The sequence below is a fragment of the Shimia sagamensis genome, assembly GCF_900182745.1.
Classification (GTDB): Bacteria; Pseudomonadota; Alphaproteobacteria; order Rhodobacterales; family Rhodobacteraceae; genus Shimia; species Shimia sagamensis.
In genome coordinates this window covers 134,255-159,540 of the sequence record NZ_FXTY01000001.1, presented here as the reverse complement: position 1 = coordinate 159,540, position 25,286 = coordinate 134,255, and the positions used below count along the sequence as shown (strand labels likewise).

Annotated in this window: 24 protein-coding genes; 12 read left to right on the top strand and 12 right to left on the bottom strand. The window is 56.8% G+C overall.

The annotated features are described in order from the left end of the window. The first annotated feature begins 77 nt into the window (after positions 1 to 77). On the top strand, positions 78 to 1,163 hold the full coding sequence (locus QOL67_RS00765; protein WP_283424035.1) for a zinc ABC transporter substrate-binding protein: 1,086 nt from the start codon (positions 78 to 80) through the stop codon (positions 1,161 to 1,163). A 4-nt stretch (positions 1,164 to 1,167) separates the two neighbouring features. Here QOL67_RS00765 and QOL67_RS00760 read toward each other — a convergent pair whose 3' ends face one another. After that, complete coding sequence (locus QOL67_RS00760) at positions 1,168 to 2,829, bottom strand: ABC transporter substrate-binding protein (protein ID WP_283424746.1); 1,662 nt, start codon at positions 2,827 to 2,829, stop codon at positions 1,168 to 1,170. A gap of 199 nt (positions 2,830 to 3,028) precedes the next feature. Between QOL67_RS00760 and QOL67_RS00755 the strand changes: the two genes are divergently transcribed. The 4 genes from QOL67_RS00755 (at position 3,029) to QOL67_RS00740 (ending at position 8,177) form a co-directional block, all read left to right on the top strand. Next, complete coding sequence (locus tag QOL67_RS00755; RefSeq protein WP_283424034.1) at positions 3,029 to 4,081, top strand: glycosyltransferase family 2 protein; 1,053 nt, start codon at positions 3,029 to 3,031, stop codon at positions 4,079 to 4,081. A gap of 41 nt (positions 4,082 to 4,122) precedes the next feature. Further along, the gene (locus tag QOL67_RS00750) at positions 4,123 to 6,387 is read left to right on the top strand and encodes a glycosyltransferase family 2 protein (RefSeq protein ID WP_283424033.1); all 2,265 of its coding nucleotides are present in this window, start codon (positions 4,123 to 4,125) and stop codon (positions 6,385 to 6,387) included. Positions 6,388 to 6,471: 84 nt separating this feature from the next. Then, a complete protein-coding gene (locus QOL67_RS00745) occupies positions 6,472 to 7,479 on the top strand; it encodes a hypothetical protein (RefSeq protein ID WP_283424032.1) in 1,008 nt (335 codons plus the stop codon). 353 nt (positions 7,480 to 7,832) lie between these two features. Next, positions 7,833 to 8,177 (top strand): hypothetical protein, encoded by a 345-nt coding sequence (locus QOL67_RS00740; RefSeq protein ID WP_283424031.1) that lies wholly within the window; start codon positions 7,833 to 7,835, stop codon positions 8,175 to 8,177. A 6-nt stretch (positions 8,178 to 8,183) separates the two neighbouring features. On the opposite strand, the gene QOL67_RS00735 is transcribed toward QOL67_RS00740, so the two are convergent. The 4 genes from QOL67_RS00735 to QOL67_RS00720 all read right to left on the bottom strand — a co-directional run bounded on the left by QOL67_RS00735 (position 8,184) and on the right by QOL67_RS00720 (position 11,922). After that, positions 8,184 to 9,200 carry a LacI family DNA-binding transcriptional regulator gene (locus QOL67_RS00735; protein WP_430458924.1) on the bottom strand — a complete coding sequence of 339 codons (1,017 nt, stop codon included), beginning with the start codon at positions 9,198 to 9,200 and terminating at the stop codon, positions 8,184 to 8,186. An 89-nt stretch (positions 9,201 to 9,289) separates the two neighbouring features. After that, a complete protein-coding gene (locus QOL67_RS00730; protein WP_283424030.1) occupies positions 9,290 to 10,843 on the bottom strand; it encodes a DUF427 domain-containing protein in 1,554 nt (517 codons plus the stop codon). 112 nt (positions 10,844 to 10,955) lie between these two features. Continuing rightward, positions 10,956 to 11,660 carry a winged helix-turn-helix domain-containing protein gene (locus QOL67_RS00725; protein ID WP_283424029.1) on the bottom strand — a complete coding sequence of 235 codons (705 nt, stop codon included), beginning with the start codon at positions 11,658 to 11,660 and terminating at the stop codon, positions 10,956 to 10,958. Next, entirely contained in the window at positions 11,632 to 11,922 is a 291-nt protein-coding gene (locus QOL67_RS00720; protein WP_283424028.1) for a hypothetical protein, read from the bottom strand. Before QOL67_RS00720 ends, QOL67_RS00725 begins: the two co-directional genes overlap by 29 nt. Positions 11,923 to 12,049: 127 nt before the next feature. Here QOL67_RS00720 and QOL67_RS00715 point away from each other — a divergent pair, with 127 nt between their 5' ends. The 4 genes from QOL67_RS00715 (at position 12,050) to QOL67_RS00700 (ending at position 16,198) form a co-directional block, all read left to right on the top strand. Then, the gene (locus QOL67_RS00715) at positions 12,050 to 12,559 is read left to right on the top strand and encodes a hypothetical protein (RefSeq protein ID WP_283424027.1); all 510 of its coding nucleotides are present in this window, start codon (positions 12,050 to 12,052) and stop codon (positions 12,557 to 12,559) included. Positions 12,560 to 12,680: 121 nt separating this feature from the next. Beyond that, positions 12,681 to 13,316, top strand: coding sequence for a ribonuclease HII (gene rnhB, locus QOL67_RS00710; protein WP_283424026.1), 636 nt, complete (start codon positions 12,681 to 12,683; stop codon positions 13,314 to 13,316). A gap of 100 nt (positions 13,317 to 13,416) precedes the next feature. Continuing rightward, positions 13,417 to 14,532, top strand: a complete 1,116-nt coding sequence (locus QOL67_RS00705) for a site-specific DNA-methyltransferase (protein ID WP_283424025.1) — start codon at positions 13,417 to 13,419, stop codon at positions 14,530 to 14,532. 271 nt (positions 14,533 to 14,803) lie between these two features. Then, positions 14,804 to 16,198, top strand: coding sequence for an adenylate/guanylate cyclase domain-containing protein (locus QOL67_RS00700; protein ID WP_283424024.1), 1,395 nt, complete (start codon positions 14,804 to 14,806; stop codon positions 16,196 to 16,198). A 3-nt stretch (positions 16,199 to 16,201) separates the two neighbouring features. Here the strand turns inward: QOL67_RS00700 and QOL67_RS00695 are convergent, their stop codons facing one another. Together QOL67_RS00695 and mutY are read right to left on the bottom strand one after the other, a co-directional pair. Continuing rightward, on the bottom strand, positions 16,202 to 17,335 hold the full coding sequence (locus QOL67_RS00695; RefSeq protein WP_283424023.1) for an alkane 1-monooxygenase: 1,134 nt from the start codon (positions 17,333 to 17,335) through the stop codon (positions 16,202 to 16,204). Positions 17,336 to 17,398: 63 nt separating this feature from the next. Beyond that, positions 17,399 to 18,451 carry an A/G-specific adenine glycosylase gene (gene mutY / locus QOL67_RS00690; protein ID WP_283424022.1) on the bottom strand — a complete coding sequence of 351 codons (1,053 nt, stop codon included), beginning with the start codon at positions 18,449 to 18,451 and terminating at the stop codon, positions 17,399 to 17,401. A gap of 85 nt (positions 18,452 to 18,536) precedes the next feature. Here mutY and QOL67_RS00685 point away from each other — a divergent pair, with 85 nt between their 5' ends. Together QOL67_RS00685 and QOL67_RS00680 are read left to right on the top strand one after the other, a co-directional pair. After that, entirely contained in the window at positions 18,537 to 19,052 is a 516-nt protein-coding gene (locus QOL67_RS00685) for a DUF721 domain-containing protein (RefSeq protein WP_283424021.1), read from the top strand. Continuing rightward, positions 19,053 to 19,736, top strand: a complete 684-nt coding sequence (locus QOL67_RS00680; protein WP_283424020.1) for a DsbA family protein — start codon at positions 19,053 to 19,055, stop codon at positions 19,734 to 19,736. A 23-nt stretch (positions 19,737 to 19,759) separates the two neighbouring features. Here QOL67_RS00680 and lpxK read toward each other — a convergent pair whose 3' ends face one another. The 3 genes from lpxK to QOL67_RS00665 are packed head-to-tail and all read right to left on the bottom strand — an operon-like array spanning position 19,760 to position 22,230. Then, entirely contained in the window at positions 19,760 to 20,764 is a 1,005-nt protein-coding gene (gene lpxK, locus QOL67_RS00675; RefSeq protein ID WP_283424019.1) for a tetraacyldisaccharide 4'-kinase, read from the bottom strand. After that, positions 20,761 to 21,978: a 3-deoxy-D-manno-octulosonic acid transferase gene (locus QOL67_RS00670; RefSeq protein ID WP_283424018.1), complete on the bottom strand. Its 1,218-nt coding sequence runs from the start codon at positions 21,976 to 21,978 to the stop codon at positions 20,761 to 20,763. The genes lpxK and QOL67_RS00670 overlap by 4 nt, the downstream gene beginning before the upstream one ends. Positions 21,979 to 21,987: 9 nt before the next feature. Continuing rightward, on the bottom strand, positions 21,988 to 22,230 hold the full coding sequence (locus QOL67_RS00665; protein ID WP_164644337.1) for a DUF4170 domain-containing protein: 243 nt from the start codon (positions 22,228 to 22,230) through the stop codon (positions 21,988 to 21,990). Positions 22,231 to 22,391: 161 nt separating this feature from the next. On the opposite strand from QOL67_RS00665, the gene QOL67_RS00660 reads away from it, so the two are divergent. Next, positions 22,392 to 23,132: a glutamine amidotransferase gene (locus QOL67_RS00660; RefSeq protein ID WP_283424017.1), complete on the top strand. Its 741-nt coding sequence runs from the start codon at positions 22,392 to 22,394 to the stop codon at positions 23,130 to 23,132. Here the strand turns inward: QOL67_RS00660 and QOL67_RS00655 are convergent. After that, a complete protein-coding gene (locus tag QOL67_RS00655; RefSeq protein WP_283424016.1) occupies positions 23,117 to 23,908 on the bottom strand; it encodes a 3'(2'),5'-bisphosphate nucleotidase CysQ in 792 nt (263 codons plus the stop codon). The genes QOL67_RS00660 and QOL67_RS00655 overlap by 16 nt on opposite strands. Beyond that, on the bottom strand, positions 23,895 to 25,241 hold the full coding sequence (locus QOL67_RS00650; RefSeq protein WP_283424015.1) for a TldD/PmbA family protein: 1,347 nt from the start codon (positions 25,239 to 25,241) through the stop codon (positions 23,895 to 23,897). The genes QOL67_RS00655 and QOL67_RS00650 overlap by 14 nt, the downstream gene beginning before the upstream one ends. Positions 25,242 to 25,286 lie beyond the last annotated feature (45 nt).

The window sequence follows — 25,286 nt, the reverse complement described above, 5'->3', positions numbered from 1 at the left end:
CCGTTCAAAGGATGACTTGATATAGTATAACATTTCGACTAGAGCCAGCACAAATCTTCAAATCAGAGGCTTCCCTCATGCGAATCATCAGTACGGCCATCGCGGCTTCTTTTGTAGCACTTTCCGCACAGGCAGACGTGCCAAAGGTCGTGACAGATATCGCGCCGATTCAAGCGCTTGTGGCTAAGGTGATGGAAGGCGTGGGCACGTCAAAACAGCTTTTGCCAGCCAATGTCTCCCCGCATGATTACGCCATGCGCCCCTCAGAAGCTCGCGCGTTGCAAAACGCCGATTTGGTGATCTGGGTCGGCGCCGAACTGACACCGACGCTGGAGGATTCAATTGAGTCGCTGGCTGGCAAGGCCCAGGCGCTGGAGCTTCTGCATCTGAATGGCACCCGCGAGCTGGAGTTCCGCGAGAGTGAGACTTTCATCGAGATGTCCTTGGGTGGTGAAGACGCCCATGATCATGGGGGACATGATGAGGATCACCACGACGATCATGACAAGCACGATGACCACGATGATCACGAAGAGCATGGCGAACACGAGGCCCATGCCGAGAATGAAGATGATCATGAAGGGCACGCGGCAGAAGACGAGCACCATGACGAACACGACACACATGCTTCCCACGACGGGCATAGCCACGAGGGCGTAGACCCGCATGCTTGGTTGGACCCAGAAAATGCACGGTTCTGGGCCAATGCCATTGCTCTGAAACTGTCAGAACTTGACCCGGACAACGCCGCCGCCTACCGCGCCAATGCGGCAGACCTGGATGCCGAATTGGCCGCGTTGACCATGTCCATTTCTGAACAACTTACTCCTTTGAGTGGCAGGGGGTTTGTGGTGTTTCACGATGCGTATCAGTACTTTGAGACCCGGTTTGACCTGGCCGCGTCTGGAGCGTTTCTCAACGGTGATGGTGCCTCCCCAAGTGCTGCGCGTTTGAAAGCCATTCAGGTCGCTCTAAAGGAAAATAACATCACTTGCGTCTTTACCGAGCCACAGTTCAACCACGACATCGTTGCTGCAATCAGCGATGGTTTGGACCTGCATTCTGAGGAACTGGACCCAACTGGCGCGAAACAAAACGCACCAAACTACCCTGATCTGATTCAAACACTGGCAAACCAGTTTGAGGCCTGCCTGTCGCACTAAGACATCAGGTCCAATGCAACTCTGCGGGGCGGATCTCAAACGAGATGTGATGCGCCCCGCCTGCCAACCCGTCTGCGGTGTGGTTGGCCAGGGCGCGCCAGTAGGGCTGAATAGTGACGGCATCGTCTTGCAGGATCTTCTCGCCACGCGCGACCAAGGCACGGCGCTTCTCGATATCCAACGTACCCAACGCGTCATCTAAGATCGCGTCAAATTCCGGGTTGGCATAGCCAAACTCGTTCCAGGCTTCACCGCTGCGGTAGGCCAGTGCCCAGATCTGCACCCCAAGAGGGCGATGGTTCCAGTCTGTCGCGCTGAATGGGAATGTGTTCCAATTCTCCCAATAGGTGTTGCCCGGCACAACACGTGTCTTGGCTCTGAAGCCTGCATCGCGCAATTGTGCCACAACCGCGTCGGTGGTGTTTTTGCGCCAAGCGTCGTCGATGGTGTGCAGTTCCATTTCAAACGCCTCCGCACCCACCTCTTTTAGCAAATCAAAGGCACCAGAGGGGTCATGATCTGGCATGCCGATATTGGTGTATTCTGGGTGAGCTGGACCAATGTGGTGATTTTGAGCCACCGCGCCACGCCCGTTGTTGCCAAGTTCTAACAATATGGCATTGTCCACGGCTTTCATGATCGCCTGGCGCACCCGCACGTCCGCGTAGGGTTTGATCCCGCCCACTTCAGCCTCTTGATTGGGGCGCACAACCACGGTTGCCATGGAAATCACATCGTGCTTGGTCCAGCCGTTGAAATTCGCGATCAGGTCTGCGTATTCACCATCCACTGAATAGGTCATATCAATCGCCCCATCCCGCGCAGCGTGCGCCCAGGCAGCAGGGTCAGTGCCGAAATCAAGGAACTCGATCCGGTCCATCCAGGCCCCATTGTCGGCGTTCCACCATGTGTGAGCCGTGTTGCGCACAAGGATGCCGCGCTCACCCGGAACCAGAGATTCCGGCAGGTAAGGGCCTGTTCCCACGGGGTTTTCCAACATTGCCGCCGCGTCAAAGCCTTCCGGTACGATGGCTGCAGGGTAATCTGCCATGCCGGGGATCAGGGAAATATCGGGTTTTGGCAGGTTTAGCCGAACCGTGTGGGCATCGACCACCTCGATGGCACCTGCCAAAACCTGATTGGTGTCTGCATCGATCAGTGTTGCAAAACGCCCTGCCATAGAGTTGCCCGCGACATCCCTGTCACACCAACCCCGAATATTGCGCGCCACGTCCTCTGCTGTGAACGCCGTGCCATCGTTCCAAGTCACGCCATGGCGCACATGCAGCGTGTAGGTTTTGGCGTCGTCAGAGATATCCCAACTTTCAAGCAATGCAGGCTTAAAAGTGCCGTCGGTTTCGTAGGTGACGAGGGTTTCCAACCACCCGCGGGTGAAGTTGGCGATCTGCGGCCAATCAAACAGACGTGGATCTTTGAGCGCACGCACCTCTTGTTGAATGCGCACCGTGCCACCTTGTTTGGGCACCGGTTGCGCCGCTGCCGGTGTCGGCAGTCCAAGCATCCCGTAGGCGGTTGCGCCGGTTGCGCCAAACGCGGTGGCCAGAGCCAAGAATTCCCGGCGATCCACATCGCCGCGTCGCATGGCCGCCGCATTCTGGAGAAGGGCGGTTGGCATCGAGTGTCCGTTGCGTTTGAAGAATGGCATGGCGTCCTCTTTGGCGGCCTGAGATCGATGGGGGCTAACAGTCATTCTTCACCGGCTTCATCTCAGGGACAAGACATAAGCCCGTGATCTGTCAGGTGTTTCCGGCAGGACTCAGCTTAAGATGTTTTTCTTTAGAGCGGTTTAGCGGCGCCTGCTCGCTGTGGTATGTACAGTTCAAACAAACTTTGAGGCCAGTTCCTTGCGCATACTCAGCGTTACATCGGTGCGAAATGAAGCGCCTTACCTGTTGGAATGGATTGCCCATCACCGCGCTGCCGGGGTGACGGATTTTCTGATTTACTCCAATGATTGTGATGATGGTACCGATCAGATGCTGGAGTTGTTGGCGGAGGCCGGCGAGGTGGTGCATGTGCCGCATGTGCCCGATCCGGATAAAAGCATTCAATGGCAGGCGCTGCGTCAGGCGTGGAAACACCCGCTGCGTAAAGCGGCCGATTGGATCATGGTCACGGACGTGGATGAATTTGTGAACATTCACGTGTCGGGTCATCAGCTTACGGATTTGATTGCCAGCGTTCCCTCTGAGACCGACGCTATCCTTCTGCCTTGGCGGCTTTTTGGTAACAACGATCACGTGGCCATCGACGATGTGCCAGTGACCGAGCAATTCACGCGGTGTATTCCGGCGTCCGCTCAATATCCAGTGGCAGCCAGTTTGTTCAAAACTCTGTTCCGCGCCAAAGGGCCGTTTAATCAATTGGGGGTGCATCGCCCTAAACAGAAAGACCCCGAAAAGGCAGGGTTGCCCAACATTGTGGACGGCGCGGGCAAACCTATGCGTCCGTTCCTGGCGCAAAACCCGCAACGGTTGTCGCTCTATGATGTTGGTGTTGCGCGTGACCTTGTGGAGTTGAACCATTACGCCGTGCGCTCGGCGGCGGCGTTTGCCGTGAAACGGGATCGCGGATTGCCCAATCGGGCCACCAAAAAAGTTGATTTGGCCTATTGGGTGGAACGTAATTTCAACACCGAAAACAATACCTCCATCGATGCGATGCGCGCGGGAACCGATGTGGTTTTGCAAGACCTTTTGGCGCTGGATGGGATCGCGGAGGCTCATGCCAAAGGCGTTCAGTGGCACCGTGGTCGATTTGACGACCTAATTCAGCAACCCGAGGTGCAGGAGCTGATGTCGCAAATCTTATGCGCTGGAAGCAGTCAGGTGCCATCTCGCGATTTGCAGCGTCTGTTGGTTAAGTGGTATCATCAGGCCAACTATAAGAATTCCTGACACAAACGTGCGGGCAGGCAGTGTAATACAAGGGCCAGAGTATGGGCAAAGCGGCGTTTCACTATCGTGAACTGACACCAACAGATGTGCCGGGTGGCACCGTGTTGACTTGTATAGAATTAGACGCGTCTGATACCCTTGAGAGCCTCGCATTTTTCAAGACGGGTCTTGGCAAAGACGAGGTCAATGCTGGTGGTAACACTAAAATCCTCGATCGCCGGAGTGTGGGCAATGGGCTCATTCTGAAGCTGTCCCATTCTGACGATGCGCCTGCCATTCTGGTTGATGGTGCGGAGCTCTCTCTTCCTGTGCAGCCGCAAGAACTGGATGTGTTTGCGACGCTCAACGTGATGTTGGCGGTGCGCAATGGTGAGACAGTGCAATCCACCCTGGATTGGTTGGCTTACCACGCGCAGGCCCACAACCTGCAAGGGGCCGTGATCCTGGATCGGGCCAAACCGGGGACAAACGCGGCTTATTTGGCGGATCTTGAAGCCGGGGTTGCGTCAATAAAAGGCCTGAAGCAGGTCATGGTGTTGCGTGTTGACGCGCCTTTGGGCGCGCCGGATTTACCTGCCGAAGCGCATCCTTACAATGCCCCGGATGCGCCGGGCAAAGACCGGATGGAGATCCCGGAGCCGTCACCGTGGGACTCACCGCTGGCGGAATTGCAACTAATCGAGATGATCCGCTACCGCTGGCTCAACACTGCGCGCGCTGTGGCTTTGCTCGATATCTCCGATCTGGTCACGCAGACCAAAGGCAAAGCCACCAAAGGCCGCACAATTTTTGACATGGCGGTGAAGTCGTCCTCTGGCGTTGTGACGCTGGTTGGCCAGCATTGTTATCCGTGGCGGGTGCGCAATGACGATGAGGTCAGCCATGGCGACCATATCTGCGTGCAGTTTGATGCCACCAAAATGCGCCGCCGCTGGGTGGTGGCGCCGCAGAAAACCGGGCCCAACGTGGTGTGGCGCCTAATCCGAGTGGTGGCAGCGCGTCCGCAGACGGATGAGTGGGTGAAGTTCTACCGTTGCATGGGGTTGCGCCATCCAACTGACTCAGCTGGGCAAATTGTGCCCAAAACGTCGCTTATCGAAGAGACCGACCTGATCAAGCTCTCCAAGAAGAAGTTTGACCACAAACCGATCCGGATGCCGGAGATTTCGGCGCCAAAGGTGAACTCAGCCGACAATGATGTGGCCATCATCACCTGCATGAAAAACGAAGGTCCGTTTATTCTGGAATGGCTGGCGTATCACCGCGCCATTGGGGTGAAGGATGTGCTGGTCTACACAAATGACTGCAACGACGGAACAGACACATTCCTTGATCTGTTACAGGAAAAAGGCTTTGTTCAACACCGCGACAATCCGTTCAAAGGCACCAATCTGAAGCCGCAGCACGCCGCGCTTCAGGCCGGTGAGAAAGAAGAGATTATCCAGAAGGCCGACTGGGTGATTTCGATGGATGTGGATGAATTTATCAACGTGAAAGTGGGAGATGGCACGCTACCTGCGTTGTTTGACGCGGTGGGCGACGCCAACCTGATCTCTTGTACCTGGCGACTGTTTGGCAATTCGGATGTGCATGAATACGCGGACGCACCGCTGATGGCGCAGTTCACCCGATGTGCACGGGAAATGACCCGCAAACCGCACCAAGCTTGGGGCTTCAAGACGCTCTATCGCAACATTGGCTTGTTCAAGAAGCTCGGCGTGCACCGTCCCAAAGGCCTCAATCCACAGCTTTGGACCCATATCAATTGGGTCAATGGTTCCGGGCGGAACCTGCCCAAGGACATGTTTCGCAATGCGTGGCGCTCGACTACGGACACCATTGGTTACGATCTGGTGCAGCTCAACCATTATGCGGTGCGCTCAGCAGAGAGCTTTTTGGTGAAGCGGGACCGCGGTCGTGTGAACCACGTCGATCGCGATCAGGGCATGGCTTATTGGTTCCGGATGAACAACAACACCGAAGAAGAAACCTCTATCCAGCGCATGATCCCCGCCATGCAGGCCGAAATGGACAGGTTTTTGTCAGACCCGGAAATTGCTGAAGCCCATGCCTTTTCCGTGGATCGTCACCGCGATAAAATCGATGCGCTTAAGGAAACTTCCAACTACAGCAAGTTCTATGAGGACCTGACCAGTGCGCGTCAGGAACGGCTGGCGCGTCTGCACCCGCATTTTGGTGCCAACGTTTTTCTGGCTGGTCCAGAAGTGATCCCGGATTGGGTGGTTGAACGTGATTTGCCAGACGATTTCTTCTTCACGGTCGAGAAGCAAGACACGGCGCACTAACACAAATTGTCGTGGAATTTCCGAAGACAGCACAGTGGTTTCCGCGTAAACTGTTTCCAAAGTAAGAACAAAGGTTGAGGTAAAATGGCCAAACTTCCCGAAATCGCGTCCTTGTGGATTGGCGGGCAGCTTTCTTGGTTGGAGCAGCTCTGTCTGAAGTCCTTTGCGGATGCGGGCCATCACACCACGCTTTATAGCTACGATGAGATCAGCAACGTGCCGGAAGGGGTGCATGCGGGGGATGCGGCGGAGATTTTCCCTGGCGAGCCGATGCATCGCCACGCCCGCACGGGCAGCCCGGCCATTCACGCCGATTTGTGGCGCCTGAATTTGCTCAAGAAAACCGACAAAATTTGGGTGGATGCGGACGTCTATTGCTACCGCCCATTCAACTACACCCGCAAATCGGTGTTTGGCTGGGAGAAAGACGGGCTGGTATGTAACGCGGTGCTTGGCTTGCCAAAGACCTCTAAGGCTTTGAATGCCATGCTGGAATTCTTTGAAGACGAGTATGCCATTGGGCCATGGTTGAAGCCGTGGCAGCAAAAAGAGCTTCAGGCGGAGAAAGACGCTGGTCGTCCGGTGCATATGACCGAGCAGAACTGGGGGTTCACCGGACCGGCGGCGGTGACCTATTTTCTGCAACAATCCGGCGAAATCAAATACGCGGAGCCTGAGACGGCGTTTTATCCGGTGTCGTTCAAAGACCGCAACAAGATGATCAGGAGCCGGTTTGACATTGAAAAGGACTGGCTGACCGAAGAAACCAAAGCCGTGCATTTCTGGGCGCGTCGCATGAAACCGCGTTTGCAAGAGAAAGAGAACAACCGCCCGCGTCGCGGCTCGTTCATGCATAAGGTCATGCAGAAGCACGACATTGACCCGGATGCCGCGCTGATTGCACCAAAGAAAAAAACAGATAAAGCCCCGGTCACCGATCCGGAGTTTCAGGCCAAGGTGGCGATTGAATCTCTCAAAGGGGAAGCCTCAGTGGAGAAACTGTCGCGTGATTTCCTGGTGGAAACCGGGCAGATTAAGCAATGGCGTACTCAGTTGATTGAGGGCGCTCCCAGCCTTTTTCGGGAGGGCTGAACTTTCGGGAGGAGGACACCACCGCTGGCGCGCCCAGCCAAGCGGATTGATAAAACAACCTGAATAAGTCGGTGCAGAACGTGGTTTTTTGAAGAGGTCAGTGGGGAGTATTCCGCGCTCTTCATCAGGCAGGGCAAGACCGTGATTGTGACTGTTGAAAACCTTGGCCTGGTTTACGAGGACAGTGCAGAGTGTAAGCCGGGGGGGGGACAACTTTGTCACCTTCCGAGGTTGGCCAACGTTGGGCATGATGGCGTATGGCCGGTCCTGATACCGCGACTTTGGCGGTCGGTACGCCTACGGCCCTGACATGATCGCGGAAGCTGGGGCAGTGAATATTTTATGATCCACACATGGGGCTTGATGCCATGCACGCTGCGCTGTTCCGAGGCGACAACGTGCGCAAATACAGCTGCCGCCATATGGGGCATCGGATTGCGTCCCTTTGGATCATGCTTGGACTGCTTAAACCGGTTATTGGGAGTTGTGTCGCGGGCGATATGACCGCGAGCAAATTTTACGACATGGTGCGGGCGCGGTGTGATGTCGGACGCTATCAGAAAGAGATGCTCGACACCGTTTTTGTCGATGGGCGGCCTTGGTTGATTGCGCGCTATTGTTCGGCCGTGCTCGCACGGCGACGCGGGCCAAACCTCCGCAAGGCCCTGAAAGCGGCACGCGCCAAACTGGGTGGCTAAAACACTTTACCTATCGCGCAATGTGTCACCAAAGCTGATGGTTGGTGCCAGCGTGATTTGCCCGTCTTTCTCAACGTCGTTCACGCGGGCGGCAATAATCTCTGCCGCCTTTGTGCCAATCTCGCGGCGGCAGGCGTCCATTGTTGCCAGCTGACGTGGCAGGCCTTGCAGCAGCTCCACGCCATTAAACCCGGCGAGGCCAATCTGGCCGGGCACGTCGATGCCTTTCTCCAATAGGTAGAGCAGACCGCCGGCGCCAATCATGTCGTTGCTGTAATAGATGAAATCTACATCCGGGCTGCGCTCCAACACGGCTTCGGTCATCTCGCGGCCCTTTGCCAACGCAGACCCACCGGAATAGAATTCACGGTCCACCACTTCAACGCCGGATTTGGCGAGCACTTCAGTGAAGCCTTCAAAACGTTTGCGGGCGCGGTGGTCCAGGGGCATTTTGGTGCCGAGAAAGGCAATTTTCCTGTAGCCCGCTTTCAGGATTTCCGCCGCCATTTCGCGGCCCGCACGACGATGTGAAATGCCAACCATAGCGTCTACGGGGTCACCGTCGGTGTCCATGATCTCGACCACAGGAATGCCGCTGGCCTGCAGCATTGTCCGTGCGGCCTCGGTGTGCTCCAATCCGGCGATGATCACACCTGACGGTCGCCAAGACAGCATTTCGTATAAAACTTTCTCTTCTTTTTCAGGGAGATAGTCGGTCACGCCCACAACAGGTTGCAGCTCGGTGTCTTCCAAAACCTGACTGATGCCGCTCAGAACTTCGGGGAACACCATGTTGGACAGGGACGGAATAATCACCGCCACAAGATTGACGCGCTGACTGGCCAAGGCGCCCGCAATCTTGTTGGGCACATAACCAAGCTCTTTCGCGGCCATCAGCACTTTGTCACGTGTGGTCGCAGATACGTCCCCGCGATTGCGCAACACGCGGCTGACCGTCATCTCGGACACCCCCGAAGCTTCTGAAACGTCACGAAGGGTCAAGGAACGGTTTTTCTGAGTCACTGATATTCTTCCCGATAAGACTACAGGAATGTTACCGCGATCAGTCGCGTCTATTCAAGCGTTGGCTGCCTGAACATATGCGTTCAGTTCTATATGTCCGCTGAAATCGCAAAACTCTCGACCGGCTCTTTCACGTTGTGCAGAGACACGGGTCCAAGCGGTTTGCTGTCCGGCGCGTGTTGGGCCACGCGGCCAGAGGCCACAATCCGGTGGCCTACCGTTTTGCCATAATCGCCCAAGCGCGCCGCAATGTTTGCCGGACGGCCAATGACAGTGAAGTCCAGCCGCTCTTGCGACCCAACATTTCCGTAAGTGACTTGCCCATAACAAATGCCAATAGAGCACTCACAACAACGGTTTGGATCTTCCTCACGCAGTTCGGCCAGCTTGGCGACAATTTCGCGTGCGGCCTGTAGCGCCTCTGCCCCGGCATCGGTGCCGTCTTCGGTGTCCGGGAACACTGCCAGCACAGCGTCGCCAATGAACTTTAGCACTTCTCCACCATGCGCATGCACGATTGAGGAGGCGGTATCAAAAAACGTGTTGAGCAGGTCGATGTAATCTTTGCGGCCCAATTCTTCTTCCAATCGGGTGGACCCTCTCAGGTCGCAAAACATGATGGCGGCATCGATATCATCGCCATCGCCACGGCGGATTTCTCCCCCCAGGACCCGCGCGCCAGTCCGTCGACCTACGTAGGTTTCCAACAGGGATTGCGCGTTCTCTTTTTGGGTAAACACCTCAAAGAATCGGCTGATCACGCTGGAGACTTCAAAGATCAGCCCTAAATTGGCCGTGGTGAACCCATCCGGATGATCGCTGGTCAAGGTAAACACATTGATCTGGCCATCGGAGAAAAACAAAGGCATGGCGACATAGTCTGTCGCGCCTTGCTCTTTCAGCTCCTGCATAAACGGGAACTGCATGTCTTTGCTCTCACAATCCAGCTTCTGGCGTACACCACCAAGACCTTTAGACACGTAACTCAATGGGCTGTTTTGGAACGCTGGATGATCATAAAGCTCATAAGACGGCGCAAAGGTTGTGATTTCGTCCTCGTCCCGCTTCCAGATGTAATTTTTGCCAGCTATCAGCGGGTGTAGAGACCAGATCATCGCGCTGACACGGGACACCGCGATGCCATGCTCAAGCATTTTTTTGCCAAGGGCGCCAAGAAAATCTTCGGGGGTTTTTTCGAACGCCGCGCCCCGCATCAGCCAATCCACCAAGGGGCCAGTGATATTGCCATCTGCCACCGGGTCCAGCTCCACGCCACCTAGGTCATAGTTGACCCCAGCGGCAGGCATAAAAGCGATGTGGCCGTTGATACCGCCACTTTCGGGCATCGCGTCGTCATATGACCAAACGCCATTTGATATGGTGTCGCCGTCCAGCAGGATGTCGCGATAGCGGGCGGTGCCTTTGAAAGGACAAAACGTCTTTAGGGCGGTTTGCGCCGACAGCGACGCTGTTATGTCGTCTTTGGGGATGTAGATTTGCGGCGTCAGGCGCGTTTCATACATGACCTTGGCATTGACGCTTTCCGCCAAAACCTGCCCATCGCGCAGAACACGCACCGTGGACTTGATCGGTTTGATCTCGATCCCATAGCCAGCGTTGGTGCCAAAACGTGAACCTTCCATGCCCTGATCCTTCCCTGATCGTCACCTTGTCACGCGGTCTTCCCTATGTGGGGCGTGAACAAAAGGCAAACAAGAGGCGGCAGGGCACATCAAGCAAACGTGTGCCCTGCTCTCAGAGCACTTCTATCACATCTTTGTCGATCGACAGCACATAGCCTTTGCGGGCGATGTTCTTGACCAGCAGTTGGCTCACCATCTGGTTCCCCAGCGAGTCCCGCAGCCGTTTGATTCGCGTGGCACCAGCCGCTTCCTCACAGTCGGTTGAGGGCTTGCCAGAGATCACACTTTCCAATTCCACACCGGACAGCACGTCATCATCCATCCGCGCCTCCGCGAGAACGGACAGGGTTTCCATGGCGGCATCGGTCAGTTTGAAGCCCATCTCATTGAGGTAAACCGTTTTCTCTTCCCGGCTGACAATCAAGGACGTCACCTGAATACCCGAGCGTTCAATCTGAGCCATGCGGCGGTTCATGCTGATCAGGCCGACAAGAAACACTAAGGCGGCAATCATCATGCCGGTGGCGAACACCAAAAGAACCAGGATCACCATGCGGTAGCTGGCCAATGTGTCGGCAAACGCTGTGCCTGATTGCGCGAGGATTTCCAGAAGCTTGATTTCTGCCTGTCCTGTCAGATTGTCATTGGCCAAAAACAGCGCTTCGACACGTGCGTTAAACGCATTGGCGTCGGGCAGGGTCAGCAGCAAAAGTGCCGCACAGGCCAAAAGGATCAGGACAATTGCCCCAATCCCCAATGCCACGATCCGTCCACCGCTGCGCCGCGTTTCAATAACGGAGGTAGAATTGTCCTGCACTGTCTTCCTTTCCGGAGAGTTCTGAGGCGTCAAACACCGAGAGCACGTTTAACAAGGTCCATCCGTCTTTCCCAATGCGGGCGGCAACTTCTTGCTTTGCGGATCCGGCATCACAGCCGTTTTTGAGGTCGATCACTCCGTAATGCAGACGCAACGGGGTGTCTTTTTTGGCTTTGTAATCGGCGTAGCACTCGGCGGCGAGCGCTGCGCTTGGCGCTGCAAATGCCGCGACCAAGGCACCAATGCAAAGACTGTGTGTCATGAGCTGTTTCATACGCAGACCTTGGCGCAAGTGGTCCTTGTTATTCAATAACCAAGTTGGGGTGAGTGGCTGATATCTCATAACAAGATGCTGATATTGTGAGGTTTTTGGAAGATGGCGAAAACGAATGAGCAAACCGGCGCACAGCCCGGGCAACATTCAAAAACAGGACTTCGCCATGACCTCGAAATCGTTTATCGCCTCTGTATTGAGTATCGCCATCATCCTCACCGGCGCGACCGCACCTCGGGCCAACGCCATGGATGAAGATGCGATTGCTGCGTTTCTGTTCGGCGTGACCGCTCTGGCTGTGATTGGCGCGGCTGTGGCAGACAATAAGAAATCCAAGCCAGCTCCGGTGGTGTCCAAGCCGGTGACAAAGCCCAAACCCAAAAAGAGCCACAAGCCCAAGAAGAAGCACAAGGCCTGGCTGCCAAGTCACTGTGCCAAACGGTTTGAAACCCGCAAAGGCCGCGTGATCCAGGGCTACAGCCAGCGTTGTCTCTTTCGCGCGCAATACCCGGCCTACCGCCTGCCAGAGCAATGCTACTTCAAGCGCAAAGGCCAGAATGGCCGCATTGCGGGCTACCGCAGCCAGTGTCTAAGCAACAACGGCTACAAAGTGGTTTGGCGCTAATCTGATCCCCACCATCGAGCGGTGTGCAAGCCGACAATAAGATCGGCAACTGGCCGGGCAGACGAGGGGCTGCCCGGCTTTTTTCTTGCGCATAAGCCTCCAAGGTGGTTCTCAAGGCGGTATGACAAAAGAGAAAACAGCCCCCGATTTTTCGCTAGAGAATGCAGCTTTTGCCCGCGGCATAATCCGTGTGGCCGGTGTTGACGAAGTGGGGCGTGGCCCCTTGGCTGGGCCGGTGACCGCGGCGGCGGTGGTGCTTGATCCCAATAACATCCCTGACGGCCTGAATGACTCCAAAAAACTGACCGCAAAGCGTCGCGACGCGTTGACTGAGGAAATTCTCAAAGTGGCAGATGTCTGCATCGCCCATGCCACGGTCGAAGAAATCGACGAACACAACATCCTGCGCGCCAGCCACATCGCCATGGAGCGGGCCGTGGCTGGGCTGTTGTCCCCCCCGGATCATCTGCTGATCGACGGCAATTTAATCCCGCTGGGGTTGCGGAAAAACTCCGAAGCAATCGTCAAGGGTGATGCGCGATCGCTCTCGATTTCCGCCGCATCGATTGTTGCCAAAACAGCGCGTGACAGCATCATGATGGATTTGGCGCAACAGTTCCCTGGTTACGGATGGGAAACAAACGCCGGATATCCGTCCAAAAAGCACAAAGAGGCGCTGGTGAAACTGGGCGTGACCCCACATCATAGGCGTTCGTTTAGGCCTGTGCACAATATCTTGTATCAAGCGAAAAACTAACTCGCTGATTCAAAAAAGAAATTGACGCCGAATCGTGTTTGACTCAAACTTATCCACATAACGAGCGCACTAAAAAAACCGCGCCGTAATGAGGCAGAGAATGAAAACGATGACCAAAGCGAAGAGCGCATCCGCGCTCCCGATCAATAGTATATTGTCCGGCGACTGTATCGAAGTGATGAACAGTCTGCCCGAGAACTCCATCGACCTAATCTTCGCAGACCCGCCCTATAACCTTCAGTTGAAAGGCGATCTGCACCGTCCAGATAATTCCAAAGTGGACGCGGTTGATGATGAGTGGGACCAGTTTTCGAGTTTCGCCGCGTATGACAAGTTCACACGCGAATGGCTGAAGGCGGCGCGCCGTCTTCTCAAACCCAACGGCGCGATCTGGGTGATCGGCTCCTACCACAACGTGTTCCGCATGGGTGCGGAATTGCAGAACCAGGGCTACTGGATTTTGAACGATGTGGTGTGGCGCAAGTCCAACCCAATGCCAAACTTCCGTGGCAAACGCTTCACCAACGCGCATGAGACCATGATTTGGGCTTCCAAATCCGAGGGCGCCAAATACACCTTCAACTACGAAGCGCTGAAATCGCTCAACGAAGGTATTCAGATGCGCTCTGACTGGGTGCTGCCCATTTGCACCGGCCATGAGCGTCTGAAAGATGATAACGGCGACAAGGCGCATCCGACCCAGAAACCGGAAAGCTTGCTGCACCGCGTGCTGGTTGGCTCGACCAACCCCGGCGACGTGATCCTCGATCCGTTCTTTGGCACTGGCACCACCGGCGCTGTCGCCAAGATGCTGGGTCGTGAATACATCGGCATTGAGCGCGAAGCGGCATATCGCAAAGTGGCTGAAAAGCGCCTTAAGCGGGTACGCAAGTTTGACCGTGAAGCGCTGACCGTGACCGCCTCCAAACGCGCGGAACCACGCGTACCGTTTGGGCAACTGGTGGAACGTGGCATGCTGCGTCCGGGCGAGGAACTCTATTCGCTCAATGGTCGTCACAAAGCCAAGGTCCGTGCTGACGGCACATTGATTGGTGACGACATCAAAGGCTCCATCCACCAGGTTGGCGCGCATCTTGAAGGTGCCCCAAGCTGTAACGGCTGGACCTACTGGTCTTACAAACACGAAGGCAAGAAGGTGCCAATTGACCTTCTTCGTCAGCAAATTCGTGCAGAAATGGCGGCACGTCCCAACTAAAACACTCTGCGGTATCCCAAGACCCGGGTCGCTTGTTGCGTTTGCCTGAAAGGCACAGCCGCGCACAGGCGATCCGGACCAAACGCAAAGTGCCATGGGGCAAGCCAACTACCATACCACAGATAACTATACCGCCGGATGCCTGTAGCCGAACTGACTACGCAGGTATCCAGACTTCCCCGCCGCAACCCGGCGGGGTTTTTTTGTCGCGGTAGGGGTGTAAGCTTGCCCACAACACCTATCTCAGCCCGAGAGAACGGAGAGCCAGTTTATGGTCGAGCAGACGCAAACCAAATCGACCGCCTACTTGGACCGGTTTGAAGACGGCGAAGAGCGCACCGACAGCTATACGGAAGCCGTGCTGGAGCGTCACAAGCGCGAAGGGCTGGACCTGGCAGTGAAAGCCCGCTGGGTCGCCATGTCCATCATTGGCGTGTTTCTTCTGTTCACTGTGCATTGGCCAGAAGTGTTCTATTATGAACTCGTTCTGTTTTTGCTCTGCGTCAATGGTTGGCTCATTCGGCGCGCAGGGCGGGTCGGTCGCTCCAAAATGGAACTGTTCCTGATCTTTGTTGATCTCTTGCTGATGGTTGTCGGGATCATTGGGCCTAACCCCATTGGACTGGATGATTGGCCGCAGGCGATGCAGTACCGCTTTGGCAATTTCCAGTATCTGTTCCTCATTCTTGCCATGGGCACCTTGGCGTATTCGTGGCGTACAGTGATTGCGATTGGGACGTGGACTGCTGGGATGTGGGCCGCGGCCTTGGGGCTTTCGATTTGGCTTACTGAACCATTGCCAGACATGAGCGAAGCGATCCAAGTGGCGCTGCCGGGATGGCCTGACCTCGCGTTTTTGATTGACCCAAATAATTTCAACATCCGCCTGCGTATACAGGAGATTGTGGTCTTCCTTTTGGTGGCGATCACACTTGGCCTTTCGATGCGGCGGTTTAATGGCTTGCTGCGCTCCAACGCCGCGCTGGAGCGCGAGCGCACCAACCTGTCCCGGTATTTCTCGCCCAATGTTGTCGAAGAGTTGAGCCAAAATGACGAACCACTCAAACAAATTCGCTCTCATGACATTGCGGTTCTGTTTGTGGATATTGTTGGGTTCACCGAGTTTGCCGCCGCGCGTCGGCCAGAAGAGGTGATTGAGACCCTGCGGGATTTCCACGGACTTATGGAGCGGGCTGTGTTTGCTCACGAAGGCACCTTGGATAAATATCTCGGCGATGGCCTTATGGCGACTTTTGGCACGCCCAATCCATCAGACCACGATGCGCAAAACGCGCTGCGGTGTGTGCGCCAGATGATGGCGGATGTGGATGTGTGGAATGATGCCCGCATCGCTGCCGGGCAACCACCGCTCCGCGTTGGGTTTGGGGCGCACTACGGTCCGGCGGTATTGGCGGATATTGGCGCAAACCGCTTGGAGTTTGCGGTGGTGGGCAACACCGTAAATGTTGCCTCGCGCTTGGAAAGCATGACCCGAGGCCTCAACGCCCGCCTTGTGATCAGCGACGGCATGCGCAATGAGGTTCTCAAGGAAGGCGGCGATGAGTGTCTCGACGGCTTACAAAAATTCACCGACCAAGACATTCGTGGCGTGGCGGAAAAGCTGACGGTGTGGGCCTTTGAACGGCCTGACGATCACGGGGTTTGACCATCACCGCGGGACTGGGTTTTTGGCCTTGTTGTAGGGATGCCAATTGGTGATCTCAGGGTAATACATGTCCCGCCATTTGCGCACGCGAGGGTTCATGACCTTTTTCCAGACTGGCGGAATCATCGCCGCGATGGTCATGATCGGATAGCCAAAGGGCAGCTGGGGTGCTTCTTCGTCAGTGTAATTCTGCAACAGCGGGAAGCGGCGGTCTGGCTTGTAGTGGTGGTCTGAGTGGCGCTGTAAGTTGATCAACAGCCAATTGGAGGCCTTGTGGGCTGCATTCCAGCTGTGATGCGGTTTCACATGCTCATATTTGCCTTCGCCGAGATGTTTGCGCGTCAGCCCGTAGTGCTCCACATAGTTGACCAGCTCCAGCTGCCAAATGGCAATCCAAGCCTGCCAAATGAACAGCGCAACGCCCAGCCAACCGCCTATGAGCAAAGCCAAAAGCAGCATGCCGCCTTGCAGGGCCCAATAGCGGAAAAACGGGTTGGACATGTCTGTCCACGCCAAGTCTTTGCGCGCCAACATGTCTTTTTCAGCTTTGAAAGAGGACTTGAGCGAGCCAATCAGCACACGCGGGAAAAAGCGGTGGAAACCTTCGTTGTACCGCGCCGTCACGGGATCGCGCGGTGTGCCAACGTAACGGTGATGCACCAGAAGATGCTCGCTGCGGAAATGAGAATAGAGCACCATCGCCAACAGAATGTCGCCCAGCCAACGCTCGGATTTGGCTTTCTGATGCATCAGCTCATGACTGTAGTTGATGCCAATGGTGCCGCTGATCACGCCCACACCAAAGAACACACCAATCAGCGCGCCGGTACTCAGGTGATCTGCCCGTGTGGCGTAGAAAATCAGCCCAAAGATGGTGACAAATTGCAGCGCTGGCCAAACCAGTGTGACCAGCCGGTACCATTTGAGTTGCTCGTCCGTGGTGTCCAGATCGGCGTTCTCAAGGTTCAGGCCAGTGACCGCGTCCAACGCCGCAAACAGATACCATGTGGTGAAGGGCACCAGCAGCACCCACCAGCTGCCCAAACCGGCTGTGATCCAAACCAATGGTATCAGGAGCAGGGAACACCAGAAGGGTAAGGCATTGGCAAACTTGGCAACTTGGGAGGAGGCAATCATAACCACAGTCCTTTGAACGTGTTGCGCAAACTATGCGGCGAACTGTGGATCAGTGCAATGAGATCAAGTGCCGCGATACAGGTCAAACGCTTTGCGCATGGCGGTCGGGAGATTTCCGGAGTCGTAGTCGTCTTCAAGAACAAACGCGCCAACAGAGGGCTTGCGATCCATGGGCACCAAAGCTGTTTTCACGGTCAGGCGCAGATGAAAATGCGTGAAGGTATGTTTCGCCTCTGAATTCAGCGTTTTCCACTCTGCCTTGATCGGCGCGTCATGTTTGGGTGCATGCCCTTCGGTCCAGCCCGATCCGGGCCAACCCAACATGCCCCCCAGCAACCCGCTGTCGGGGCGAGTTTCCAGCAAGTACGCGCCATCCACACGTTTTGCGATGTAGACCACGCCATGGCGGATAGGCTTGGGTTTCTTTGGGATTTTCTTAGGCAGTTCGGCAGCCGTGCCCGCTGCCTGCGCCTTACAGTCTGAGCGCCATGGGCACAGCCCACAGGCCGGATTGCGGGGCGTGCAAATGGTTGCGCCAAGGTCCATCACGGCTTGAGCGTAATCGCCTGGCCGCTCTCGCGGGGTCATCGCCGCCGCTTTCTCGGTCAATTCCGGCTTGGCAGCGGGCAAAGGCGTATGAATGTCAAACACCCGCGCCATGACCCTCTCCACATTGCCGTCCACCACTGTCGCAGGCTGGTCAAACGCAATCGAGGCCACCGCCCCTGCAGTATACGGGCCGACCCCCGGCAAAGTCAGAAGCGCCTCTACGGTGTCGGGAAACACGCCATCGTGCTCCGTGACCACGTAGCGCGCGCATTTCAGCAAATTGCGGGCGCGGGCGTAATATCCAAGCCCGGCCCACTCCGCCATAACATCCGCATCCTCCGCCGCGGCCAGATCGCTTACCGTTGGCCAGCGTGCCGTGAACCGCTCAAAGTAGTCTTTGACAGCAGCCACTGTGGTTTGTTGCAGCATAATTTCTGACATCCACACCCGATACGGGTCTGGCAGCACGCCTTTCGCGCGCTCCTTCGGCCCCACTCGCCACGGCATTTTGCGGGCATTGTGGTCATAGAACGTCAACAGCTCGGCGCTATCTGGCCAATCACGCAAGTTTTATCCTCACTGAGTTGGGTTTCGCTGGCGCCCTCGCGCCGAGCCACTAAAATAGCGACCGACCAAAGGATGCAAGACCAACATGCGCCGCGCCACCACCAAAGGGTTCTCCCGCACCTCTTCGCTTCTGCGAGAGCGGATCCGCAAGGCCAGCGAAAGCCGGGGTTTTGCGGAATCGCGCGTGTTGACCCATTGGGCTGAGATCGTTGGCGCCGATATGGCGTGCATCTGCCAGCCGGTGGATGTGAAATACAGCCGTCAGGCTTTTGGCGCGACCCTCACTGTGTTGACCACCGGTGCACAGGCGCCGATGTTGGAAATGCAGAAAGAAACCCTGCGCACCCGCATCAACGCGGCGTATGGCTACAATGCCATCACCCATATGCGCATCACCCAAACCGCGCCTACCGGCTTTGCCGAAGGTCAGGCGCAGTTTGGCGCGGCGCCCAAAGTCGAGAAACCCAAGCCGGATGCGGCCACCTGTGCGGAAGCTGCTGAAGTGGCCGCGCCAGTGGGCGACGATGATCTGCGGCAAGCGCTGGAGCAGCTTGCCCAAAATGTAATCTCAAAGAACAAAAATGCCAAGAAAGGTGTCTGAATGAACCGTTTTATCCCCGCGATTGCTGCTGTGGCCGTTGCCGCTGCTGGTGGTGCTTACTGGCTGTCCAACACACAGACTGCCACAACCACGGCGTTTGATCTGCCAGAAGTCAGCAACATCCAAACGGTGTCGTCTGAAGGCGCGGCAAACGAGCATGGTATTGTGGAAATGGTGATGGGCTCCGAAGACGCACCAATCACCATTGTGGAATATGCTTCGTTCACCTGCCCGCACTGTGCGAGCTTCCACGAAAATGTTTTGGAGCCTTTGAAGGCCGACTATGTCGACACCGGCAAAGTGAAGTTTGTGTTCCGCGACGTGTATTTTGACCGCTATGGCCTTTGGGCCTCCATGGTTGCACGCTGTGGTGGTCAGGAGAAGTTCTTCGGCATGACCGACATCCTGATGAAAACACAGAAAGATTGGACCCGTGCCGGTGACCCGGTGGCGATTTCCGACAGCCTGCGCAAAACCGGCCGTCTGGCAGGTCTGGAAGATGACCAGCTGCAAGCCTGCCTTCAGGACGAAGACAAAGCCAAAGCGCTGGTGGCTTGGTTCCAGGAAAACGCCGCCGCAGATGACGTGAACTCCACACCCACGCTGCTCATTGACGGTGAGAAGCACTCCAACATGAGCTACAACGATCTGAAAGAGATCCTCGACGGTAAGCTCGGCGGTTAAGCCAAAAACAACGACCGGGCGGCTTAGTCCTGCCCGGTCACTCCGATGCGCGTCAGAAGCGCATCAATTGGTCCCCAATCCTGCAACTCCAATCGCACCGGTAAGGTCAGCACCTGCGGCCGCACTTCCAGTGGTAGGCGCACGGCGTCTTTCTCGGTTGTCACCAATTGCGCGCCCATTTTTTGCGATTCTGCATAAAGCCGGGTGAGCATCGCTGGTGGCAGAGCTTGATGGTCGGCCAGCGCTTCGGTGTGCACCAAAGTGGCGCCCAACCCGCGTAGGGTTTCAAAAAATTTCTCCGGATGGCCAATGCCCGCGAAAGCAAAAATCGGCGTCTCGGTCCAATCCATGCCGGTTTGCAGCGGCACCAACACGCCTTTGGCGTGCGGCAGGGATACCTCTGTGCTCCATGTCGCATCAAACCGCGTTTGCGCCGCCTCATTGCCAATCGACAGCACCACATCACCCCGTGCCATGCCCGCAGCCACAGGCTCTCGCAACGGTCCCGCCGGAATGCAGCGCCCGTTGCCAAAGCCACGATGTGCATCGACAACAATGATCGAGGCATCCTTATCGACCGATGGGTTCTGAAATCCGTCGTCGAGCAGGATCACATCTGCGCCGGCCGCCTCTGCTGCCCGCACGCCCTCAGCCCGGTCTTTGGAGACCCAAGTGGGTGCAAAGGCTGCCAACAAAAGCGGCTCATCGCCGGTTTCCTCAGCCTTATGCGTGCGTTCGTTGACCTGCACAGGGCCGTCTAACGTGCCGCCGTACCCGCGTGAGACCACATGCGGCACCTTGCCCATGCCAATCAGCCGTTGGGCCAACGCAATGGTGGTTGGCGTCTTGCCCGTGCCCCCTGCGTTGATGTTGCCCACACAAATGACCGGCACAGAGGCTTTGTAGCCGTCGCCATTTCTGACACGCGATTTTGTGGCACGCGCGTAGAGCCGACCTAAGGGGGCCAAAAGCTGTGCTTGCCAGCCAGGAGTGGTAGGGGTGTTTGACCAGAAAAGAGGCTCTTTCATGTTGGCTCCTCTTGCGTGTCCATCAACACATGGGCGTGTTCAATCACCTGGTCGGAGACTGCGGCACTGTCTGACACAACTTGCCACCCCGCATGCGCCATTGCGGCCACTTGATCAGGGGCGGTGAGAAACATCAATGCGGCAACCAAACTGTCGGCGTCTTTGACAATCCGGGCTGCGCCGACGTTGGCCAGCCGCGTGTAGCTTCCGAGATAGCGGCGCACCGAGGGGCCATACAATATTGCGCTGCCAAGCGCCGCCGGTTCCAGCGGGTCCCGCCCGCCTGCGCCTGAAATCAACGAACTGCCAACAAAGCTGATTGGGGCAATGCGATACCACAAGCCCAGCTCATCAGGTGTTTCGGCAAACAGGATCTGAGTGTTCTCTCCGGGAAAGTCACCATTGTCCCAATCGGCCACGCGCCAGCCTTCTTGGTCAATGGTCTCCCGCATGGCCCGTGCCGACGATGGGTTGTCCGGCACCACAACCAGCAGCATCCGAAACGACAGCCGCAAAACCGCACGATAGGCGTTGAGAACCGTGTCGAGCTCCTCTGGCTGCAGACGTGCCGCCAACCACACCGGACGTCCAGCCAAACAGCGGCGCAACTCCTCGAGATCGCTGTCGCGCACCGGCAGGGCAGGGGCTTCTTCCATCAAAGTTCCGCTGACCTCAACTTTGGAAAAGTCCCCCAGAAGTTTGCGCAGCCTAATCGCGGTGGCCTCGTCTTGGGCAAAAATGGTGTTGAAGCGCGACAATGTCCCGCGAATGGGCTCAGGTCCCCACCGCCGCTTTTGATCCAACTTGGGCCGATGCACTTCCAGCATCATCGATGGAATGTTTCGCGTGCGTACGGCGTCAATCAACGCAGGTCGAATACTGGAGCCCAGCCAAATCATAATCTCCGGCTGCCAATGCGCCAGAAACACGGCGATATCCGCAGGGCTTTCGGGTGGGCAAGGCTGCCAGACCACGCCGTCGGGTAATGTCTGGGTCAGCGGTACGTTGTTGGGGGTGGTCATCAGCACATGTGTGTTGGCGCGCTGTGCTGCGAGCCGCAAGCCCAGCTTGGCCAGAGTTCGTGCGCGTGTAGGATCGGTGCTGTGTAGCCAGATGACCGCGCCCTTGGGGCGCGGGCAGTCGATTTCGGCCAGCCGAGGGGGCTGGCGGCGCGCAAACGCTAGATACGCCGCAAGGCCAAGCGAGCGCGCCATCCGGAGATCTTACCCGAGTTCTTCGGTAGAGGAGGCAGCCGCCTGTTCGTCACGCAGACGATGCAGGTGCGCGATGAAGTAGCGCATATGGGCGTTGTCCACGGTCTTCTGCGCTTCTGCTTTCCACGCATTATAGGCGCTGTCGTAATCTGGGAAGATGCCAACAACATGGATGTCATCCACGTCTTTGAAGGCTGTTTTGGTTGGGTCGATCAGTTCGCCACCAAAGACGAGGTGCAGTCGTTGTGCCATGTGGGCCACTCCTGTGAGGTGCTGAGTTGGCCGCAACCTACGGCGCTTGACCCAAAGCCTCAAGGGGAGGATCACGCCGCAAGTCTCAAGTTTGACCAGAATTGCCTTAACTTCTCAAAGTCACATAGCTTTGCAGGGCGGTTTTTGCTAATGCGCACCACATGAAGCCCTTTTTGATCCTGCAATTGCGCCCTGAAACCGTTGCCTCTGACGCGGAGTTTGAAGCTTTTCTCACAAAAGGCCAACTGGCGCGGGACGACGTGCATCGGGTGTCCTTGGCCCAAGAGGTGTTGTCAGCGGACCTCGACCTGATGGCCTACTCCGGTATTATTGTTGGCGGTGGTCCTGGCTGCGTCAGCGATTGCCCCACCAAACGAGATCCGCTTGAAGCCCGTATGGAATCCCAAGTGATGTCGCTCATGCCGCAGATCGTTGGTGAGGACATTCCCTTCCTCGGCTGCTGTCTTGGGATCGGTGTTTTGGGTCACCATCTAGCACAGGCTGTGTCCAAAGACCGCTATGGTGAAGAGGCTGGTCTTGCCCGCTGCAACCTCACTGCGGATGGTCAAAACGATCCGCTCTTGCGAGGCGTGCCAAAGGAGTTTGATGCCTTTGTTGGGCACAAAGAAGCGTTGCAACACTTGCCGGAAGGCTGCACCCATCTGGTGCAATCGCCGTTTTGCCCGTTTCAGATGATCCGCTACCGGCAAAACGTCTATGCCACACAATTTCACCCAGAAGCGGATGGCCCGGAGTTTGCCAACCGGCTGCATATGTACCGTGACAAAGGCTACTTTCCCCCGGAAAAGGTCGATCGCTTGATGGCGCTTTGTCACGCCGCAGATGCCTCTGCACCACCCAAGATTGTTGCAAATTTTGTAGCGCGTTATCGCGCCGCGTGAGCTGGCGTCAAGGCGGCACAAATCTGATCTTTGAGCGCCTTTGGCGCGGCAATCACGCCCGCTAGGCGTGGGTCAGGATTGTTGAACCGCAGCGGGGCCCCATTGCGGTCCGCCGTTGACGCCCCCGCTTCTCGAATAATCAAATCTCCGGCGGCCACATCCCATTCCCATGTTGGGCGCAATGTGACCATGGCGTCAAACCGCCCTTCCGCCACCAATGCTGTGCGATAGGCCAGCGAAGGGCGATAGCCTCGTTCAAACGCAGGCGGAGTCCCTTGCCAGTGCGCAGCGTCCATAACCGGCCGTGCCACGAGCACCTTGGCCCCGGCCATGTCTTCCCGCGCTCCAGAAGTGATTGACGCACCGTTCAAGAACGCGCCTTGCCCCTGCGCCGCACTATAAAGTTTGTCTCGGCGCGGCAGGAACACCACCGCAGCGGTCACAACCCCACGCTCCGCAATGGCCAGCGCATGTGCCCAAGTGTCGGAGCCTTCGATAAAGCTGCGGGTGCCGTCGATCGGATCAATGATGAAGGTCTTCTCCGCATGCACGCGGTCGCCTTCATCCAGAGATTCTTCGCTGAGCCAGCCATAGTCCGGCCGCGCCGCGCGAAGTGTATCTTCTAACATCTCATTGACCGCAAGGTCGGCTTCCGTGACCGGACCTGCGCCCTCGGGTTTGTGCCAAGCTTTGGCATCCGGCCCATTGTAGCGCGTGGCGATGTCGCCCGCCCGTTGCGCCGCCGCAATCAGCAGTTCAAGATCAGTTTCCGGCAAGAGTCATCCCCGGAATGAGCAGCGAAGGAACGACTCGTGACAGATAGGTCCGCGCATCATTGGCGGGCACAATTGACATCATCATGTCATGCAAGTTGCCCGCAATGGTGCATTCGTTCACCGGATAGGCAATCTCGCCATTCTCCACCCAGAACCCAGCGGCCCCGCGCGAATAGTCGCCAGTGGTCGGGCTGATTGTGGAGCCAATCATCGAGGTGACCAAAAGCCCGGTGCCCATGTCTTTGATCAACTCAGCGCGGCTTCTGTCCCCTTGCGTCAGCGACACATTCCAACTGCTCGGGGAGGGCGGTGATGAAATCCCACGCGCCGCGTTACCAGTGGAGGCCATGCCCAGCTTGCGGGCGGTTGCCAAATCCAAAGTCCACCCGGTCAACACACCATTGTCGATAATGGCACGCCGCGCCGTGGGCAGCCCCTCGGCGTCAAACGGCCGTGAGCCAGACACGCGGGCGCGCTTCGGATCTTCGATCAACGACAACCCGTCTGGCAGCACCTGCTGACCCAATTTGTCGCGCAGCCACGATGAACCCCGCGCCACCATGCCGCCGTTTGCTGCCGCAAGGACGTGGCCGATCAATGATGAGGAAATCCGCTCGTCAAACACCACAGGATAACTGCCAGTTTCCGGCTTACGCGCGTTCAGGCGTTCAACGGCACGCTGGCCTGCGGAGGTGCCAATTTCTGCGGCATCGCGCAGGTCATTTTGAAAAATCCGGGAATCGCCATCATAGTCACGCTCCATTGCGTCACCTTCGCCCGCAATGGCGGTGGCGTAAATGCCGCGGCTGCTGCGGGCATATCCGGCGGCAAAGCCATTGCTGGCCGCCAAAAACACTTCGCTGCTGCTGTATCCACCAGTGGCTGATTGCACTTGGCTGACGCCGTTTACAGCTTTGGCAGCCGCTTCAGCAATCATCGCATCTTCTTGCAAGCTGGCGGCAGCAGGTTCATCAGTTGGGTCGCAGAGTTCCAACCCTGCGATATCCAGGCCTCGCGCCAGTTGGTCACGGTCTGCCAGCCCAACATAGGGGTCTTCCGGCGCCTCTTTGGCCATCGCCACAGCCCGCTCAGCCATCACCGCGATGCTCTCAGCGCGGGTGTCAGAGATCGACACGTTGGCCTGCCGTTGCCCAATCAGAACCCGCAGCCCAAGGTCTACACCTTCTGAGCGTTCCGCCTGTTCCAGCTTGCCTTCGCGCACATCAATCGACACCGACGTGCCGCGCATCACCATCGCGTCTGCGGTCTCGGCACCAGCCGCTTTGGCTGCGTCCAACATGATCTCTGCAAGCTGCTCAAGCGTCTGCGCCATAAAATGCCTCGTGTTTGGTTTCGTGACAGGTAGTCGGCCCGCGCC

What these genes read in the sequence shown, in the direction of transcription:
- QOL67_RS00765 (WP_283424035.1), top strand. Translation starts at nt 78, where the DNA reads ATGCGAATCATCAGTACGGCCATCGCGGCTTCTTTTGTAGCACTTTCC.
- QOL67_RS00760 (WP_283424746.1), bottom strand. Translation starts at nt 2,829, where the DNA reads ATGCCATTCTTCAAACGCAACGGACACTCGATGCCAACCGCCCTTCTC.
- QOL67_RS00750 (WP_283424033.1), top strand. Translation starts at nt 4,123, where the DNA reads ATGGGCAAAGCGGCGTTTCACTATCGTGAACTGACACCAACAGATGTG.
- QOL67_RS00745 (WP_283424032.1), top strand. Translation starts at nt 6,472, where the DNA reads ATGGCCAAACTTCCCGAAATCGCGTCCTTGTGGATTGGCGGGCAGCTT.
- QOL67_RS00740 (WP_283424031.1), top strand. Translation starts at nt 7,833, where the DNA reads ATGGGGCTTGATGCCATGCACGCTGCGCTGTTCCGAGGCGACAACGTG.
- QOL67_RS00730 (WP_283424030.1), bottom strand. Translation starts at nt 10,843, where the DNA reads ATGGAAGGTTCACGTTTTGGCACCAACGCTGGCTATGGGATCGAGATC.
- QOL67_RS00720 (WP_283424028.1), bottom strand. Translation starts at nt 11,922, where the DNA reads ATGACACACAGTCTTTGCATTGGTGCCTTGGTCGCGGCATTTGCAGCG.
- QOL67_RS00715 (WP_283424027.1), top strand. Translation starts at nt 12,050, where the DNA reads ATGAGCAAACCGGCGCACAGCCCGGGCAACATTCAAAAACAGGACTTC.
- rnhB (WP_283424026.1), top strand. Translation starts at nt 12,681, where the DNA reads ATGACAAAAGAGAAAACAGCCCCCGATTTTTCGCTAGAGAATGCAGCT.
- QOL67_RS00705 (WP_283424025.1), top strand. Translation starts at nt 13,417, where the DNA reads ATGAAAACGATGACCAAAGCGAAGAGCGCATCCGCGCTCCCGATCAAT.
- QOL67_RS00700 (WP_283424024.1), top strand. Translation starts at nt 14,804, where the DNA reads ATGGTCGAGCAGACGCAAACCAAATCGACCGCCTACTTGGACCGGTTT.
- QOL67_RS00695 (WP_283424023.1), bottom strand. Translation starts at nt 17,335, where the DNA reads ATGATTGCCTCCTCCCAAGTTGCCAAGTTTGCCAATGCCTTACCCTTC.
- QOL67_RS00685 (WP_283424021.1), top strand. Translation starts at nt 18,537, where the DNA reads ATGCGCCGCGCCACCACCAAAGGGTTCTCCCGCACCTCTTCGCTTCTG.
- QOL67_RS00680 (WP_283424020.1), top strand. Translation starts at nt 19,053, where the DNA reads ATGAACCGTTTTATCCCCGCGATTGCTGCTGTGGCCGTTGCCGCTGCT.
- lpxK (WP_283424019.1), bottom strand. Translation starts at nt 20,764, where the DNA reads ATGAAAGAGCCTCTTTTCTGGTCAAACACCCCTACCACTCCTGGCTGG.
- QOL67_RS00670 (WP_283424018.1), bottom strand. Translation starts at nt 21,978, where the DNA reads ATGGCGCGCTCGCTTGGCCTTGCGGCGTATCTAGCGTTTGCGCGCCGC.
- QOL67_RS00665 (WP_164644337.1), bottom strand. Translation starts at nt 22,230, where the DNA reads ATGGCACAACGACTGCACCTCGTCTTTGGTGGCGAACTGATCGACCCA.
- QOL67_RS00660 (WP_283424017.1), top strand. Translation starts at nt 22,392, where the DNA reads ATGAAGCCCTTTTTGATCCTGCAATTGCGCCCTGAAACCGTTGCCTCT.
- QOL67_RS00650 (WP_283424015.1), bottom strand. Translation starts at nt 25,241, where the DNA reads ATGGCGCAGACGCTTGAGCAGCTTGCAGAGATCATGTTGGACGCAGCC.